Annotated in this window: 15 protein-coding genes; 3 read left to right on the top strand and 12 right to left on the bottom strand. The window is 58.8% G+C overall.

Annotated elements, in window-relative coordinates:
* Positions 1–4: 4 nt before the first annotated feature.
* The 5 genes from HMPREF0045_RS08025 to glmS form a co-directional block, all read right to left on the bottom strand.
* A complete protein-coding gene (locus HMPREF0045_RS08025) occupies positions 5–787 on the bottom strand; it encodes a hypothetical protein (RefSeq protein WP_005987304.1) in 783 nt (260 codons plus the stop codon).
* A 156-nt stretch (positions 788–943) separates the two neighbouring features.
* Positions 944–1,459, bottom strand: a complete 516-nt coding sequence (tsaE, locus tag HMPREF0045_RS08020) for a tRNA (adenosine(37)-N6)-threonylcarbamoyltransferase complex ATPase subunit type 1 TsaE (RefSeq protein WP_005987302.1) — start codon at positions 1,457–1,459, stop codon at positions 944–946.
* Positions 1,456–2,799 carry an alanine racemase gene (gene alr, locus HMPREF0045_RS08015; protein ID WP_005987300.1) on the bottom strand — a complete coding sequence of 448 codons (1,344 nt, stop codon included), beginning with the start codon at positions 2,797–2,799 and terminating at the stop codon, positions 1,456–1,458. Before alr ends, tsaE begins: the two co-directional genes overlap by 4 nt.
* A 33-nt stretch (positions 2,800–2,832) precedes the next feature.
* Entirely contained in the window at positions 2,833–4,476 is a 1,644-nt protein-coding gene (locus HMPREF0045_RS09795; protein WP_005987298.1) for an NAD(P)H-hydrate dehydratase, read from the bottom strand.
* Positions 4,477–4,494: 18 nt separating this feature from the next.
* On the bottom strand, positions 4,495–6,384 hold the full coding sequence (gene glmS / locus HMPREF0045_RS08005; protein ID WP_005987296.1) for a glutamine--fructose-6-phosphate transaminase (isomerizing): 1,890 nt from the start codon (positions 6,382–6,384) through the stop codon (positions 4,495–4,497).
* A gap of 148 nt (positions 6,385–6,532) precedes the next feature.
* Between glmS and coaA the strand changes: the two genes are divergently transcribed.
* Positions 6,533–7,510 (top strand): type I pantothenate kinase, encoded by a 978-nt coding sequence (gene coaA, locus HMPREF0045_RS08000; RefSeq protein WP_005987294.1) that lies wholly within the window; start codon positions 6,533–6,535, stop codon positions 7,508–7,510.
* 302 nt (positions 7,511–7,812) lie between these two features.
* On the opposite strand, the gene glmM is transcribed toward coaA, so the two are convergent.
* The 4 genes from glmM to truA form a co-directional block, all read right to left on the bottom strand.
* Positions 7,813–9,165, bottom strand: a complete 1,353-nt coding sequence (gene glmM / locus HMPREF0045_RS07995; protein ID WP_005987293.1) for a phosphoglucosamine mutase — start codon at positions 9,163–9,165, stop codon at positions 7,813–7,815.
* Positions 9,166–9,285: 120 nt separating this feature from the next.
* Positions 9,286–9,780, bottom strand: coding sequence for a 30S ribosomal protein S9 (rpsI, locus tag HMPREF0045_RS07990; protein WP_005987291.1), 495 nt, complete (start codon positions 9,778–9,780; stop codon positions 9,286–9,288).
* A gap of 39 nt (positions 9,781–9,819) precedes the next feature.
* On the bottom strand, positions 9,820–10,263 hold the full coding sequence (gene rplM / locus HMPREF0045_RS07985) for a 50S ribosomal protein L13 (protein WP_005987289.1): 444 nt from the start codon (positions 10,261–10,263) through the stop codon (positions 9,820–9,822).
* A 675-nt stretch (positions 10,264–10,938) separates the two neighbouring features.
* Positions 10,939–12,108 (bottom strand): tRNA pseudouridine(38-40) synthase TruA, encoded by a 1,170-nt coding sequence (gene truA, locus HMPREF0045_RS07980; protein ID WP_005987287.1) that lies wholly within the window; start codon positions 12,106–12,108, stop codon positions 10,939–10,941.
* 36 nt (positions 12,109–12,144) lie between these two features.
* Between truA and HMPREF0045_RS07975 the strand changes: the two genes are divergently transcribed.
* Together HMPREF0045_RS07975 and HMPREF0045_RS10560 are read left to right on the top strand one after the other, a co-directional pair.
* The gene (locus HMPREF0045_RS07975; RefSeq protein WP_005987285.1) at positions 12,145–12,909 is read left to right on the top strand and encodes an ROK family protein; all 765 of its coding nucleotides are present in this window, start codon (positions 12,145–12,147) and stop codon (positions 12,907–12,909) included.
* A 117-nt stretch (positions 12,910–13,026) separates the two neighbouring features.
* Positions 13,027–13,212, top strand: coding sequence for a hypothetical protein (locus tag HMPREF0045_RS10560; protein WP_155813178.1), 186 nt, complete (start codon positions 13,027–13,029; stop codon positions 13,210–13,212).
* Positions 13,213–13,217: 5 nt separating this feature from the next.
* Here HMPREF0045_RS10560 and HMPREF0045_RS07970 read toward each other — a convergent pair whose 3' ends face one another.
* The 3 genes from HMPREF0045_RS07970 to HMPREF0045_RS10555 form a co-directional block, all read right to left on the bottom strand.
* Positions 13,218–14,231, bottom strand: a complete 1,014-nt coding sequence (locus HMPREF0045_RS07970) for a hypothetical protein (protein ID WP_005987283.1) — start codon at positions 14,229–14,231, stop codon at positions 13,218–13,220.
* 176 nt (positions 14,232–14,407) lie between these two features.
* Positions 14,408–15,580, bottom strand: coding sequence for a hypothetical protein (locus tag HMPREF0045_RS07965; RefSeq protein ID WP_005987281.1), 1,173 nt, complete (start codon positions 15,578–15,580; stop codon positions 14,408–14,410).
* Positions 15,573–16,778, bottom strand: coding sequence for a hypothetical protein (locus tag HMPREF0045_RS10555; protein WP_155813177.1), 1,206 nt, complete (start codon positions 16,776–16,778; stop codon positions 15,573–15,575). Before HMPREF0045_RS10555 ends, HMPREF0045_RS07965 begins: the two co-directional genes overlap by 8 nt.
* Between the last annotated feature and the right edge of the window lie 13 nt (positions 16,779–16,791).

Below are 16,791 nucleotides of genomic sequence, written 5' to 3'. Positions count from 1 at the left end.
AAGCCTATTCCTTTTCGGTTTTAGTTTTCTCAATAGCAGCTGCCGTTTGTGAGGCCGGCACTGCCGTAGCTGAGTGCACCGACACCTGCGGGCGGGCCCTGCCCTTAGCCGGAGTTTCAATCACTGCCTGACGCGCCTTACGTTTACTAGAGCCGCCTTGAGTATCCTCGTCACGGTATTTACTAGTGTGTTTATCCAAGACAGCCAGCCCAATTAAACCCAGGCAAGCCAGCACCACCATGGTCCAAAGCGCCCAGCTAGACCAGGCAGAGCCGTTTCCGTCGGCAGATGCTGCGGGTGAACCAGAGTGCCTAACATCACGTATGGAAATATAGGCCGAAACCGAGATTGAACCGCGCTGCAATTTATTGGCTTTAGCTCCCAGCGGACGTAGCTGGCCGTCCTCCAGCTGATACCAGGCCGCATCTTGAGCTTCATAAACCGGGTATTGGCCCGTGCCCAGGTGCGCAAGTGAACTCGCCAAAGCCGCATCAGCTATCTGCACAGCCGTGGTTTTAGCGTCGGTAGCGTTTATCAGCAGCACAAATTTGAGCTCACCACCCAGGCGCACCAGCGTGTACCACTGCTCCGGGCTGCGCACCACCTGCACAGAGCCATTGTCAGAGCGCGAAACATTCCACACATGCGCGGGCGTAGTGAATTCCGCCTGGGAGCGCTGGGTGGCACTAAGAGCATTATTGGAGTTCGATTTTAGCCACTGTTCCAGGTAGTTCTGGTCCACCTGGGCGCGGGCTGGGCCGCCCAGCGCCAGCAAAACTAACGTCATCAGCGCCAGGCCTGCCGCCAGCAAAGAGCCCGGCCAAGAGCCCGGTAAGGCTCGCGACAAAAAGCCTGGCAACGCACTTGGCGAAGAACCTGGCACTTTTGCCGCGAGCGCGCCGAAACTGGACTGCCCGTGGCCGGCCACCTGCCAGTTCATGGCTTAGAACTGGTCGAGCGCTTTTTCCCAGCGCGGACCGTAGCCGGTAAGGGTGATGGTGCGGGCGCCGTCGTCGACGCCGCCCAGGTCAGTGATGCCGCTAGCATCGGCACCTGCCAGTCCCCCCTGCGGACGTTCCACCTTGATTTCTAGGCGATTGTCACTGATGCCTTCTACCATGCCTTCGCCCCATTCAACCAGGGTGATGGATTCTTCCAGGGAGGAATCCAGATCCAGGGTTTCGAGGTCTTCTAGGCTGGTGAGGCGGTAGGCGTCTACGTGCACCAGGTCTGGTCCGCCGACCAGGGAGGGGTGCACGCGAGCCACAATGAAAGTGGGTGAAGATACGCGCCCACGTACGTTTAAGGCTGAGCCGATACCTTGGGCCAGAGTGGTTTTACCGGCACCTAGCTCACCTGAAAGCATCACCAGGTCTCCGGCTTGTAGCAGCGGGGCTAGCCGGGCGCCGAATTCCCGGGTGGAATCGGCATCCGTGGTGTGGGTGACGTATGTGCTCATTGGGGAATCTCCGCTAATTGGTAGGAGCCTTGGGAAACGTAGTAGCGCGGTAGGTGGGCGCCGCGTAGCTGAGTGACCACCTCATAGGAGATGGTTCCGCAGGCGGTAGCCCAGTCTTCAGCGGTGGGGATGGCCGGGTTAGCCGGGCCGTTTAAGGGAGCGGGATCGCCGAAGAGGATGGCTAGGTCGCCAGCGCGCGCGGGGGCGGGTCGGGGGGTGCCGTCCGGGTTGCTGGTGGGACCTAGGTCTACAATAACTTGATCCATGCATACGCGCCCAACAATGTGGGTGCGTTGCTTGCCTACCAGGATGGGGGCGCGGTCAGAGGCGCTACGCAAAATGCCGTCGCCGTAGCCTAGCGGCACTAACCCTACCCAACGGTCGGTGGGGGCCTGCCAGGTGGCGCCGTAGGAGACGCCTTGACCGGCTTTGATGTGCTTGACCTGGGTTAGGCGGGCTTCTAGGCGCATGATTGGGTGTAGGCCTAGATCCTGGGCGCGGGCCACGGTATGGTCGGGGCTTAGACCGTATAGGCCAATACCGAAGCGGTCCATGTCTAGGGCGGCGGTGTCGGGGTGCCACAGGGTGCCGGCGGTGGCTGCCAGGTGGCGCAGCGGCACGTCAATGCCGGCGTCGGCCAGGATTTGCAGGCCTTGACGGTAGCGTTCTAGCTGCTGGCCGGTGGCGGGGATGAGGATTTCGTCTGCGCGGGCCAGGTGCGACCATAGCGCCACTACCTTAATGTGTCCCTGGCTTTGGGCTTGGGCGGCGCGTTGGGCCAGGTCAGCTAGGTCTTCTAGGTTGGCGCCGGCGCGGGCCATGCCGGTGTCCACCTTTAGGTGCACGTAGGCGCACGTGTCTTCAGCTTTGGCGGCGGCGATGATGGCCTGCAAAACTTCCACGGTGGAGGCTGATAGGTCTAGCTTGGCCCGCAGCGCCTGGCGCAGGCCCGAGTCTGCCTGGGCAGCTTCTTGGGGGCTAACCGGCGGCATGATCCAGGTGAAAATCCTGGGGGTTTGGGCGGTAGCTAGGGCCGGGTTTTGGGCTAGCTGGGCTGCGTCTACCGGCTTTACTCCGGCGGCGTCGAGGTATTCACGCAGGCGTAGGGCTTCGTGTAACTGTGCCACGCCCAGCCAGGTGGCGCCTTGACGCATACAGGCTAGTGCCATGGGGCCTAGGCCGTGCCCATAGGCGTTGGCTTTGAGGATAGCCATCCAAGTCCCGCCGTGAAACTTACGAAGTTGGGCCACATTGGCGGCCAGGGCGTCGAGATCGATAATGGCGCGGGCGGTTTGTGCTCCCGTCCAAGGAATTTGATAGCTACTTAGTTGCTCAGTCACGGCGCTATTGTCCCACTTTTAGCCGCCATCAGCTCAGTTTGCTGCAGCACTGGCGTACAGGGCCCAGGCCTCGGGGATGGCTGCGGCTATTTCTGGGGCGGTTATGGGGTGGTCGACGACGGCGCTGGCGGACTTTGGTCCGGTTGCGTCGGTTGTTTTTGGGGCGGGTGCCTTTGCGGGTTTTGGGCCGGTTGCGTCGGTTGTTTTTGGGGCGGGTGCCTTTGCGAGTTTTGGGCCGGTTGCTTCGGCTGCTAGTTGCCCGGCTAGGGCGTGTAGGCGCGCAGCCAGCTGCGCAATTTCGGGGGCTAGGGCGGCGTCGGCACTAGTGGCGCTACCTGAAGCAGCGGCACTGCCTGAAGCGGCTGCGGCGCACCCCTGAGCATCACCGCCAGCGCACCCCGCGCCGGCGCGTACGTTTAGGGCCAGCAAGCCGCCCATCAGACCTGCCAGTACGTCCCCACTACCGGCGGTAGCCAGCCAGGGCGTGGCCGCAGGCAGGAGGTAGACTCGGGCTTCGGCATCTACCACCACAGTGCGATTGCCTTTAGCTAGCACGCAGGCCCCAGTTAATGCCGCCAGTTGCTGGGCCCTTTGGATGCGCCGCTGCAGCGCAGGGCTAGTTTCAGCAGCAAACTTGCCAAGGGGTTTATCCACCTTGTCTGCCAGTTTTCTCGCAATTTCACCTGCGGTTTTATCTGTATCCGTGCCCGCGAACAGGTTTAGGCAGCGAGCCAGTTCCCCGTCATGAGGCGTGAGGATGTGATGAGCACGCAGGCGTAGTTTGCCCTCTTTAATCAGGGCGCAAACTGGCTCTAGGGCGCTGGCGTCAATTACTGCCGGGGTGTTTTCTAGCAGCTGGGTCAGCGCCTCCCAGTCTGCTTTCTGGGCGTCTAGCCCCGGGCCGAGCACTAGGGCGTCGCAGGCTCCGGTTAAGGCTGGGCCGTCAGGAACAATTTGTGGATGGGCGGCCAGCACCAGGTTTTCTACGCGCTCAGGGGCGTTTAGGCGGATCATGCCCACCCCACTATGGCTAGCTCCCGCCACGCACAGTAGCCCGGCGCCAGGAAAACGCTGCGAGCCAGCGATTATACGCACCACGCCACGTGAGTATTTGTGGCTGTCAGCCTCGGGTTTAAGCAGGTAGCGAGCCAAGGCGGCGTCGTGCGAGCTGACCTTACAGCCAGCTTCTACCGGGCCACCGCTAGCCCAAACTTGGGCCATGGCTACCTTGTCATGAGCTAGGCTCACTCGCCAGCTGTGTAGTCCTAAATGCCGCGCCCACGCCGCCACCTGACCATGTAGACGCAGTTGGGGGGCCTGGCCGGGACGGCTGGTGACCTCAATATCGCGAAAATTCAGCCCTGCCAGGCCGCTGCCCTGGTTCGCCCTGTTGCTGGACTGGTCTGTAGGGGCACCCAGCCCTGCCGGGACGAATCCCTCCCCTGCCACGCCAGCGCCGTCGTCGCTACCAAAGCAGGTAGCGTGGGCAACAACGTCGGCCTGGCCCAGCACCTTCAAGGCCGCCTCTTTAGCGCAAAAGCGCGCCGCCAAAGAAGGCAGCGCGCCCTTGCAACTATCAAGTTCACCAGCGCTAAACAGGCGCTGCATTAAAGCGGCATTAGCCTCGATACGGTCACTAAAGCGTTCAATATCCACCACATCGATGCCGCTATACATGCCTTGAGTCTAGCGGTATTACTCCACCGTTACCGACTTGGCCAGGTTACGCGGCTGGTCCACGTCATAGCCCTTAGCCTGAGCCAAAGCGGAGGCGAACACCTGCAACGGCACCACGCTCAGCAGCGGCATCATCAAGGTGGGGGCGGCGGGCACGCGGATCACGTCGTGAGCGAAGGCGTCCACAGCGTGGTCTTCTTCCTCAGCGATCACAATGGTGCGGGCGCCGCGAGCGCGAATCTCCTCAATGTTGGAGATGACCTTGTCGTGCAGCACAGGGCGGCGCGGGGTAGGCACAATCACGAATACCGGCAGGCCTTCCTCTACCAGGGCGATAGGGCCGTGCTTGAGCTCGCCGGCGGCAAAGCCTTCAGCATGCACATAAGCCAGTTCCTTGAGCTTGAGGGCGCCCTCTAGGGCTACCGGGTAGCCCACGTGGCGGCCCAGGAACAGGAAGGAGTTGTTGTCAGCCAGTTCGCGGCCCAGGGCGCGCACCTGCTCTTCACTCTCATCTAGGAAACGCTGGATGCGCTCAGGCATGGCGGACAGGTTAGCCAGGTAGTCAGCTACCTCTTCAGGCCACTTGTTGCCGCGCAGCTGGGCCAGGTATAGACCCAGTAGGTAGCAGGCGGTGATCTGGGCCAGGAAGGCCTTGGTGGAGGCTACGGCAACCTCGGGGCCGGCGTGGGTGTAGAGCACGGCGTCGGCTTCACGGGCAATGGTGGAGCCGTAGGTGTTAACGATTGCCAGTACGCGCGAGCCCTGTTCGCGGGCGTGGCGCACAGCCTGGATGGTGTCCATGGTTTCACCGGACTGGCTGATAGCAACGGTTAGGGTCTTTTCGTTTACGATCGGGTCACGGTAGCGGAACTCGTGGGCGAGCTCGATTTCTACCGGGATACGGCACCAGTGCTCGATGGCGTACTTGGCTACGTGACCGGCGTAGGCGGCGGTGCCGCAGGCAACCACGATGATCTTGTCCACGCTGCGTAGCACTGCGGGGTCGATACGCATTTCGTCTAGCTGCAGCTCACCGGCGTCGTCCATGCGGCCACGCAGAGTGTCGGCCACGGCGGTGGGCTGGTCGTGGATTTCCTTGTTCATGAAGGTGTCGTAACCGCCCTTGACGGCGGCGGAGGCGTCCCAGGTGACCTCCCAGCCGTGCGGCTCGGTTACTACCTGGCCGGCGGCGTCGGTAATTTCAATGCCAGCGGCGGTGATCAGCACGATCTGGTCGTCGTCCACCTCCACAGCCTGCTTGGTGAAGGCTACGAAAGCGGCGACGTCGGAACCGACGAAGTTTTCACCCTCACCCACGCCCAAAACCAGCGGGGAGGAGCGACGCGCGGCCACGATAGTGCCGGGGGCGTCGGCGGTGATGGCTAGCAGGGCGTAGGTACCCTCCAGGCGCGGGGTTACCTGAGCCATGGCTTCACGCAGCTGCAGGGCCGGGTCGCCAGCAGGGTTGGCTTCACGCAGCGCACTGTAGGCGATGTCTAGCAGGTGGGCAACAACTTCAGAGTCAGTTTGGGATAGTAGGGTGCGCCCGAGGCTTTCTACCTCTTCGCGCAGGGGACGGAAGTTTTCAATAATGCCGTTGTGTGCCAGGGCGATGTGTCCGGCCACGTGCGGGTGGGCGTTAGCGGCAGTGGGGCTGCCGTGGGTGGCCCAACGGGTGTGACCAATACCGGCGGTGGCCGGGGCTACGGGGTGGGCAGCGATCTGCGCCCGTAGGTTTTCTAGCTTGCCGGCTTCCTTACGTACGGATACACCTTCATCCGTCAGTAGGGCTACGCCAGCGGAGTCATAGCCACGGTATTCCAGGCGGCTAAGACCATCTAGTAGTACTTCTAGGCTACGTTCACTGGGGACCGCTACCGGTCCGACATGTCCAACGATTCCACACATAAACTTGATTGAATCATGTATTTAATGCGCAAAACAATGATTGAAAGGCGCGAGCTTGCTTACTATTCCCACAGCGTAGCGGCCATATGACCCAGGCCGCTTAGGTCTGCGCTTTATCTTTGGCGGGTTTGTAAGCCAAACTAGAGCCGTGAGCGATTTTGCTAACCCCCTAGATTGGCTGCCCATCTGGCATAAGAACAGCCCGTTTATAGAGATTAAACGTGAAGCTTGGGGCCGTATAGCCGCTAACGCCCCCCTGCCGCTAACTGAAGCCGATCTGGAACGTTTGCGTTCTTTAGATGACCCCATTGAGCTACCTGAGGTAGATGCGGTTTACCGGCCTTTATCGGCACTTTTAGAGACTTATATTGAATCTACCCAGCTGCGCCGCCAGGCGGTGGCGCGTACTTTGGGCATTAAACCCACGCATGTGCCTTTTGTAATTGCGGTGGCCGGCTCAGTGGCGGTGGGTAAATCCACTACCGCCCGCCTACTAGCTCACCTACTAGCCCGCTTTGAGGCCACACCCAAGGTGTCTTTGGTGACCACTGACGGTTTCTTACTACCCAACAGCGAGTTGGAGCGACGCGGACTAATGGCCCGTAAGGGTTTCCCAGAGTCTTATGACCGGCGCGCCCTGCTTGATTTCATTAGCGCGGTTAAATCTGGCGCTCCCCTGGTGCAGGCGCCCCTTTATGACCACACGATTTATGACGTGGTACCTGACCGTAAGGTGGATGTGCGTCAGCCTGACGTGCTGGTGCTGGAGGGCCTAAACGTGCTCCAGCCAGCCCCGCGTGCCTCTAACAACCAGGCGGTTATGGCGGTTAGTGACTTTATTGATTTTTCTATCTACGTTGACGCCGACGCCGCCAATATTCGCTCTTGGTATTTGGAGCGGTTTTTAACTTTGAAACACACGGCTTTTACTCAGCCTGACTCTTACTTCCGTAAATATGCTGATATTGACGACGACGTCGCTTTGGCTGGGGCCGGCCAGATTTGGGATACCGTCAATCTGCCCAATTTGATTGAAAACATTGAGCCCACCCGCGCCCGTGCCACCTTGCTGCTACATAAAGACGCCAACCACCACATGGACTATATGCGCCTGCGCAAAGAGTAGGGTTGGGCGGCGCCTGCATACGGCGCGCAGCGGCAAGGCAGCCGCCCCCGAGCGCCACGCTCAGCTGCCAAAGCGGAGCTGGGCGCCCCGGCTGCCAGGCCTAGCTGCCGCGCAGGCCAAGCACAGAGGCAAGCAAAGGCCGGCCCGAAATTTCGGGCCGGCCTTAGTGTTTAGCTGCAGTGTTTAGCTGCGCACTAACGCATTTGCTGCTTTGGGCGCGGTGAGCGCTGGCGCCTGAACGCGGCAGCGCGGCGAACGCCAGCGCGTTGAGCACGCTAAGTGCGCAGCTAGGTTTTAGGGCGTCACAGAGCCAGGTTGTCCTTAACCACCTGGGCCAACTCAGCGGCGACGGCGTCGGACTCTTCCTGAGTGGCAGCCTCAACCATTACGCGCACCAGCGGCTCAGTGCCCGAGGGGCGCAGCAGCACGCGGCCGGTCTCACCTAGGCGAGCCTCAGCCTTAGCCACGGCGCTCTGGACGGCGTCGTTAGTGGAAGCGGCGTGCTTGTCCACGTTGGGGACGTTGATCAGCGACTGGGGTAGGCGCTCAACTACGCTGGCCAGTTCCTTGAGGGTCTTGCCAGAGCGCTTGAGGCGGGCCGCCAAACGCAGCGAGGTGAGGATACCGTCACCGGTGGTGGCGTGGATGGAGTCGATGACGTGACCGGACTGCTCACCGCCAAGCACGTAGCCGCCAGAGAGCATCTTCTCTAGCACGTAGCGGTCACCCACACCGGTCTGAACAGTGCGGATACCGTGCTTGCGCATGGCCAGCAGCAGACCCAGGTTGCTCATAACCGTCACTACCAGGGTGTCGGAGGCCAGGGTGCCGTCAGCTTTAGCGCCAATGGCGAGGATACCCATGATCTGGTCGCCATCTACCAAGGTGCCTTCAGCGTCAACGGCCATGCAGCGGTCGGCGTCGCCGTCGTAGGCCACACCCATGTCCGCACCCACGAACTTGACGTAGTTCTGTAGCTGCTCGGGGTGGGTGGAGCCGGCCTGGGCGTTGATGTTCAGGCCGTCGGGAGAGGCGTTGATAACCAGCACCTCAGCGCCGGCAGCACGCAGCGCAGCAGGGCCCACCTTAGAGGCAGCGCCGTTGGCGGCGTCCACGGCGATACGCAGGCCGGACAGGTCAGTGCCGGTGGAAGCCACCAGGTGGTTGATGTAGGCCTGGTCAGCTACGGTTTCGCCCTTGATTACGCGGCCGACGGCGGCGCCGGTGGGGCGCTCGTGCTCGGCGGTGAGTAGGGCTTCAATGCGGTCTTCGACGGCGTCTTCGAGCTTGAAGCCGCCACGGGCGAAGAACTTAATGCCGTTGTCGGGGAAGGGGTTGTGGGAAGCGGAGATCATAACGCCCAGGTCAATGTCGTGGGCGGCGGTGAGGTAGGCGATGGCGGGGGTGGGAAGAACCCCGACGCGGGTGACGTCGACGCCGGAGGCCGCCAAACCTGCAGAGATAGCGTGGTCTAGGAATTCTCCTGAAGCACGGGTGTCTCGACCGACGATAGCGCGCGGACGCTTGTTGCCTTTAGCCGGCGACTTTTCCGTTAGTACACGGGCAGCAGCTTCACCTAGCTGCACCGCCAGGGCGGGGGTGAGTAGGTCGTTAGCTAGGCCTCGCACACCGTCAGTACCGAATAGACGAGCCATTGATTTCCTCCTGCAAAAGCTCAATTAATAAAGCAATTATCCCACAACCAGTTAAAACGCAACACACCCCGCCACCATGTACAGGTAGCGGGGTGTGAGCAGATAAAGCGCGAAACGCGATCAGCGCTTGGAGTACTGCGGAGCGCGGCGGGCCTTGTGTAGACCGGCCTTCTTACGCTCAACAGCGCGGGCGTCGCGGGTGAGGAAACCGGCCTTCTTTAGGGTGGCGCGGTTGGCCTCACGGTCGATCTCGTTCAGGGCGCGGGCAATGCCTAGACGCAGAGCGCCGGCCTGGCCGGAGACGCCGCCACCGTGGATACGAGCGATCACATCGAAGCGACCCTCTAGGTCCAAGATGGTGAACGGGGAACGCACTAGCTGCTGGTGCAGCTTGTTGGGGAAGTAGTCCTCCAGGGTGCGTCCGTTTAGGGTCCACTTACCGGTGCCGGGTACTAGGCGTACACGAGCAACGGCCTCCTTGCGGCGGCCTAGGCCGGCGCCGGGAGCGGTGATGGACTGACCACGGCCTTCGCCGGTGGTCTCGGTTTCAGTGGTGTAGCTGGCGGGAGCGTTCTCCTCGTCCAGTACCTCAATGTCGATGGTGGTCTCAGCCACGATATGTCCTTTACGTTATGAGGCTCGTGCGCTGAGCGCTTACTGAGCGACCTGGGTGATCTCGAAAACCTGAGGGTTCTGGGCCTGGTGCGGGTGCTCGCTACCAGAGTAAACCTTCAGCTTCTTGAGCTGGGCACGGCCAAGCTTGTTGTGGGGAATCATGCCCTTGATGGCCTTTTCTACGGCGAACTCGGGACGAGTAGCCAGTAGCTCACGGTAGCTGGTGGCGGTCAGGCCACCGGGACGACCAGAGTGACGGTAAGCGATCTTCTTGTCAGCCTTACCGTTGGTCAGCGCGACCTTGTCAGCGTTAATGATGATGACGTAGTCGCCGGTGTCCGCGTGAGGGGCGAACTGGGGCTTGTGCTTCCCACGGAGCAGGGTTGCGGCCTGAGCCGCTAGACGACCCAGCACGACGTCGGTGGCGTCAATGACGTACCAGTTCTTCTCGACGTCGCCGGGCTTCGGTGTGTACGTACGCACGGGCGTTTGCCTTCGTTTCTACTTGGCGGTGGGCACACTTAGCTGATGTTGAAGCGTCACAGCTTTTTGTATAACCCACCGTGGTCAGGTGAACGTTGCTGGAGCACGTAGCGCGTGGGGCGAGTGGGAGCGCACCGCAAGCGCGCACAGACGTGCTGCAAGACATGACTACTTTACCCAAGGCATACAACTAGGTCAAAGATTCTCGCCCACCCCACCCCCGTGAAGCCCACCACTACAGGCAAACACAGGCAATTTCATCTACAAACACAGGCAATTTCATCTACAAACACAGGCAATTTCATCCCTTCCCTATAAAAAATTCATGGGGTTTTATAGGCAACGGACGAAATGTCAGTTTTTGTGTGCCCCCACCTACGGCCCTACCCACGCCCCGTCAACGACGACGCCGGGCCGCCTCCTTGGCCCGCATACTTCAGCCCCGCTGCCAACAACAACGACGCCGCCCGGCACCCTTCACTCCCCTGCTACCGCCGCCTGGCTGCGCCCAGCAACCGCACGCGGCCGGCCAGACACAACCGGCCAGACACAGCCAGTCAGACACAGCCCGGCCAACCCCAGCCCAGCCGGCCACACCCAGTCACCCAGCCAGCCGCATCCATCCAGTCACCCAACTGGCTGCATCCACTCAGTCACGACATTTAGTCACAACATTTAGTCATCAGCAGCGCTGGTGCGCAAAACCCGCGCGGCCTGCGCCTGCTCAGCCCAGCGGCGCGGCTCAGGGTAGGTGATAGCCTCCAAAGTCAGCCCATGAGCAGGCGCCAGCGGAGCCGCCAACTCCCGCGAGCGCCGCGCTAACAGCGCCGCCGGCCACTCCTCACTATTGCGCCCCTGCCCCACCGTCAGCGTGGCCCCTACCAGGGACCGCACCATGTGGTGGCAAAACGCGTCGGCACTGACTTCAAACACGGCCAGACCAGCATCAACACCGCTTTCGGGCCGGCTCCACGCGGCCGCGAGCAGGCTGCGGATAGTGGATGCCCCCTGGCGCGGCTTGCAGTAAGACAAAAACTCGTGCTCTCCCAGCAGCGGCTGCAGCGAACGGTTCATGGCTTCCAGGTCCAGTTCCTCGTCAGTCCACAGCACGCTGGAGCGCAGGCGGGGGTCGTGCCGCGCCACGCCGTCGGCCACGCGGTAACGGTAGGTGCGCCGCAGGGCACTAAAGCGCGCATCAAAATCGCCGCCCACCTGGCTCACCGCGCCCACCACAATGTCCGCGCCGTTGCCCGCGCTCGCCCCCAGCGCCACCAGCCCCGGCTCCGGGCGCGAGGTAGTTTTGGGGTTTGCGGCCCGTTTGAGCAGGGCTTGGGTCCGACGTCGCAGCGCCTGGGCAGGGTCGAGTCCGTTGCGTCCAGCTAGGGCTTGCCAGGCTTCAGTGTCGACGTCGAAATGCACCACCTGGTGGCTGGCGTGCACCCCGGCGTCGGTGCGGCCGGCGACGGTGAGCTGCACGGGGACGCGCAAAATGGTGGACAGGGCCTCGGTTAGCTCCCCTTGTACGGTGCGCAGGCCAGGCTGGGCGGCCCAGCCGCGAAAGAAGGTGCCGTCGTAGGCCAGGTCCATGCGCACACGCACCTTGGGGCGCAGGGCTGCTGCCAGATTGGCCGCCAACTGTGGGGTTTGCGCCCCGGCACCGGCGACCTCCTCAGCGCACGCGCCTTCCAGGTGCGCCCCGGCCAACCGGCCAGCCTCGCCGCCGTCCTCAATCTGCATCTCTGCCGGCTCGGCACCACCGGCCGGCCCACCAACGCCCTCGGCCGGCCCGGCGCCCGCCTCGGCCCCACTGGCCGGCTCGCCAACGCAATCACGGTAACCAAACATGCACCCATTTGAGCACATCAGCGCTAGGGTAAGGGCGTGAGTGACGTAACGACCCTGAGCGTGGACTGCGGCGGCGGAGGCATTAAAGCCAGCGTGCTAAACAGCGCCGGCAACATTATTTCGCCGGCTCTGCGCACCCCCACGCCTTATCCGCTCCCCCCTGAGCGCCTGGTAGAAACCATCGTTGACCTGGCCAAGCAGCTACCACGAGCACAGCGCATCACCGTGGGTATGCCAGGCATGATCCGCCACGGGGTGGTGATCACGACGCCGCACTACATCACCAAGTCTGGCCCGCGCTCCAAGGTGATGCCTGAGCTGGTGCCGCTGTGGGCACGCTTTGATATGCGTGAGGCTTTGCAAAACCAACTGGATTTACCCACTTTGGTGCTAAATGACGCCGAGGTGGCCGGCGCGGGCGTGGTGACCGGCCAGGGTCTGGAGATGATCGTGACGCTGGGGACCGGCTTGGGTAACGCCATTTTTGATAATGGCCGCCTGGCCCCGCACGTGGAGGTTTCTCAGGGCCCGATCCGCTGGGGCCTAACCTATGACGACTACATTGGTGAGCATGAGCGCCTGCGTCTGGGTGATTCGCACTGGTCACGGCGCGTGCGCCTGGTGGTTGATGCGCTGCGACCGATGTACGTGTGGGACCGCCTTTACCTAGGTGGCGGCAACTCTCGCCGGATCACTGCCTCTAACCTGGCTAAGATCGGCGAGGACGTCGTGGTGGTCCCCAATGAGGCGGGTATGACCGGCGGGGCGCGCTGCTGGGATCTGGCTCGCACCAGCGACTAATCCCCCAGGCTGGCTAGCTGGCCTCAGCTGGTGCCGCCGGCTTATTTAGTCCTTGACCTGGCTTTAGCTAGTGCCGCTGGCGTCAGCCGGCTTAATTAAATTGGCGGGTTCGCTTAAATGCGGGCCCGCTTTTTGCTGCGGTTTTTATTTACATTTACGACGACGACGGCGCTCGCGGCTGCTGTTAGCGCTAGCGGCCACCGTTATGGCAAGCGCGCTTCTATGCGTTCATACACCAGCGCCAAGCCTGAAATGCAAAGCGCGCCAAGCGCGGAAGCCACCAAGCGCCAAGCCTGCGGCTAACCGGCTTATTGGGGAATGACCTGAGCTTGGGGGTTGCCGGCAGGGTCGAAGGTGTAGGTGGCGTCAATCCTTACTGAAACTTGCACGCCACTGTCTTGGCTGCCTAGGCCGCTAACCCGAATCACCCCGACGGCACTGAACTTGTCGCCGTCGATGTCTAATAAGCGACTTGGCAGAGACTGCAACGTCAGCTGGGAGGCAGCAACGTTACGCACCTGGGCTGGGCAGGCCTCACCGCCAGATCCCTCAGCGCAGGCCCGCACCTGTTCTTGAGCCCAGCTCAAAGCCCATTGTGAGAGCTCAGCGGTGGGGTTAACGATAAGTGTTGCCTCATGCTGAGACTCGGTAACCACCAGTTCACGCTGGCCAGTGGGGGTGACGGCGAGGCCCGCAGTTAAATATTTGGGGTTTACTGTGCCAGAGATAAGGGAATATGAACCCGGATAGGCCAGGGCTTTGACGTGGCGGTAACCGTTTTTGTCTGCACCTGCTAAGGGCAGCGGTACGGAAATGGTGCCGACTGTAACTCGGTTTACGGCTGAGGGGATGGAAATATCCACACTGTGAGCCAGTGAAGTTGTAATAGCCCATTTGCCGATGAAGGGGCGCTCAACTTTGCTGGGTTTAACGCTGACCACTGCCTGCTGTGGTGCGCCGTCGCCTACCATGTAGCGAACGGTGATGGCGGTGGTGTCGCCGCTAACCATGCCGGTGCTCACGGAGATGAGTCTGAGTTTGCCTTCAGCACCTTCAGCGGCTTGGGATTTGAGTAGGTTAACCCCAGTATCACCGGGGATCTTGACGGGCACGGCCGCTGTGGCCGCCTCGTATTTGCCTTGCTCTAGTAGCTGCATGTAGGTGCGTACGGCTGCTTCGGCGCCGGTGTTCACTGGGTTGATTAGTCGCGGTAGGGCGACGACGCCTATCACCAGCACTACCACTAAAGCTGCCGCAACCGCATAGACCTGCCAGTTAAGCCAGGCCGGAAGTGAGATGCTGCGGGTTCTACGAGAGCTCATGGTTCTAGAGAAAGGTGCATATTGTTAGGCTAACGATACGCGAGTATATCTGATTGACCTCTAGGTTAACTGAGCTATCCAGATCCGTTCAGGCTTGTCCACGCTGTGACCAGGGCAGGCATCTGGACGCGCTAGCCTCTGCCCGAGCGCGGCCAAGCAATCGGATTTATTGATTGTTACTGAAGTATCCCCCAACCAATTCCCGGTTGCCCAGAGGCATCAAAGTAAATATAACCAACTATCTCACTTCGCACATATTCCATTTTCTCAGCCCTATAAGCATAAGAACCATTCTCAGAATAAGATTTATAGACAGGTTTTGACATATAGATGCCAGTGGCTTTAACAACAAAGATGGTTCTAAAAGTATAATTACGCTCATATTCGTTATGATATTCATAAAGCGAGATAGAATCCAGGCTGCTTGGCAGCGTTTCTACCTCAATCTCATTAAGATCACCTAATCGCAAGTAAGCAGGACAGACCAAATCGTGTCTGTCCGCCTCAGAGGCGCAGCTTTTAACTTTTTCTTGAACTTTACTTAGAGCCCAACCCTTAAGTTTCTCCGTAGGTTCAACACTAGCATCAATCTGCGTAGTAGATTCGTTAAAAGATTCAGCGTTATTGTCAGCCACCACTACCTGCTTGCTTGGTAGGCTAGTAGCAAAATACTCAGGATTAGCGCTTTGCACCTCAACATTATAAACTCCAGGATATACTAGATAGTTAAATTTACCATCAGCTTCCAGGCTGGAATCTACAACAACCGAACCTATTTTATAAGACTTGAAGAACTCGTCCTCGGGAGTAATTGTCAAATGCGTGACTAGCGGGGTGACTATTTTCCAATTATTTACCAACCAGTCACTCTCAGCTAGCTTCACTTGCAATGTTTGGTTCGCAGACTTATCTTTGACCTGCAAACTTACATGAACATTTACTGTCGACGAATTGCGCTCTTGCACAGTTATAGAGTTAACTTTAACCGCGCCTTTAACGCCACTATAAGCTTTATCGCTCAACAGTCTGCGCTGATAGCTATTAGCGCCAGGATCTACCAGCTTGCTGGCTGCATCATATTTTCCGTCAGCAATCAACTGCACATACTCACGCACAGCAGCTTCAGGAGTACGGTCAGAGTTAATCACTCTTACCGAAACCACACCTGCAATCAACACCAGTACCATTGCTAGCACAACTGCCAGACAGAGCTTCAGATTCAGTCGTTTACGAAAAACATCAGCAGTTTTTGCAACAGACCACCCAGAGGAACCTGCCGGCTTAACCCGGTTAGATGGAACCTCAACGTATTTAGGGTAACGATTATTTTCATTACTCATATCAGACATCCCAAACACTCCATTTAAGTACAGGCTGTCTTTCTTTATCAAAATCGACTACACCAACTGCATTGTAATAAAAATCTTTAGTCTCACTTATTTCTTGACCTGAAGTGCCACTAGATTTGGCAGTAGTTACCCTAATTACACCATCAGCTCTAGCTGTGATCAGGCTAGTACCATTAACATAAGCTACGGAATATAGAGCGGTGGGTAATGTCTTTACTTCCAGAGCTTTAAAGTGAACAACTGGAGACCACGTCTCAAAAGGACAAGAATTATCTTTCCTGGGATAAGAAATAGATGCGCAAGATTTAATTCTACTCTGAATTTGCGGTAACGCCCAAGTCTTTAGTTTTTCTGTAGGCTTAACAGTAAAATGTTTATTGAACTCAAAACTGGCATAAAAATCACTTTCAGAGTAGCTATCGCCATGTTGCATACCAACAGCAACAAACTGTTTACCCACTGAGTTGATCTCAACATACTCGGAATTTACGCTCTGCCCCTCAATGTTATAAACTCCTGGATACATCACGCAAGATATAGACGAGCCGTAACCTACATCTTCTCTATATCCCACATCCAGAACAACTGAACCAATTTTATAGGAATATAAATATGGGTGACCTTGAAATTCCACATTAACTAACAGCGGACTGACGACCTTCCAGTTATTTGCTCCTCGACTAGTTTTGGATAACTGTAATCCAGATTCTATGGGTCGCCCATTTACCAATACAACTACAATAACAGTTGCAGTATCGGAATCTTCGTCATATTTGAAATTATTTATGGAATCAAATTTGACTGCACCTTTAACTCCGCTAAAAGTTTTGCTAGATAGCATTTTACAGTCAGAGCTGGAACTGCTGGGATCTACTAGCTTGCTGGCCTCATCGTATTTTCCGTCAGAAATTAGCTGCACATACTCACGCACGGCAGCCTCGGGAGTGTGCCCAGAGTTAGTCACTCTTACCGAAACCACACCTACAATCAGCGCCAGCACCACTGCTAGCGTCACTGCCAGGTAGAGTTTTGCCTTTTTGGTTAACGGCCTACGTGAAGCAGCCGCAGGCCTTGCGGGAGCTCCTTTTGGAACCCCTTCTCGCCTAAGACCTTCAGGCGAAATCTTGAAGCCTTCAGCATGTCGACCGCTCTCTGTAGCCATAATCAAAACATCCAGTTTGTTAGACCAATGATGCATTCGAGTATAGCTG

Source organism: Actinomyces graevenitzii C83 (genome assembly GCF_000239695.1).
Taxonomy (GTDB): Bacteria; Actinomycetota; Actinomycetes; order Actinomycetales; family Actinomycetaceae; genus Actinomyces; species Actinomyces graevenitzii.
Note: the sequence above shows the minus strand (reverse complement) of the source record. Positions and strands in the feature narration are given on the sequence as shown.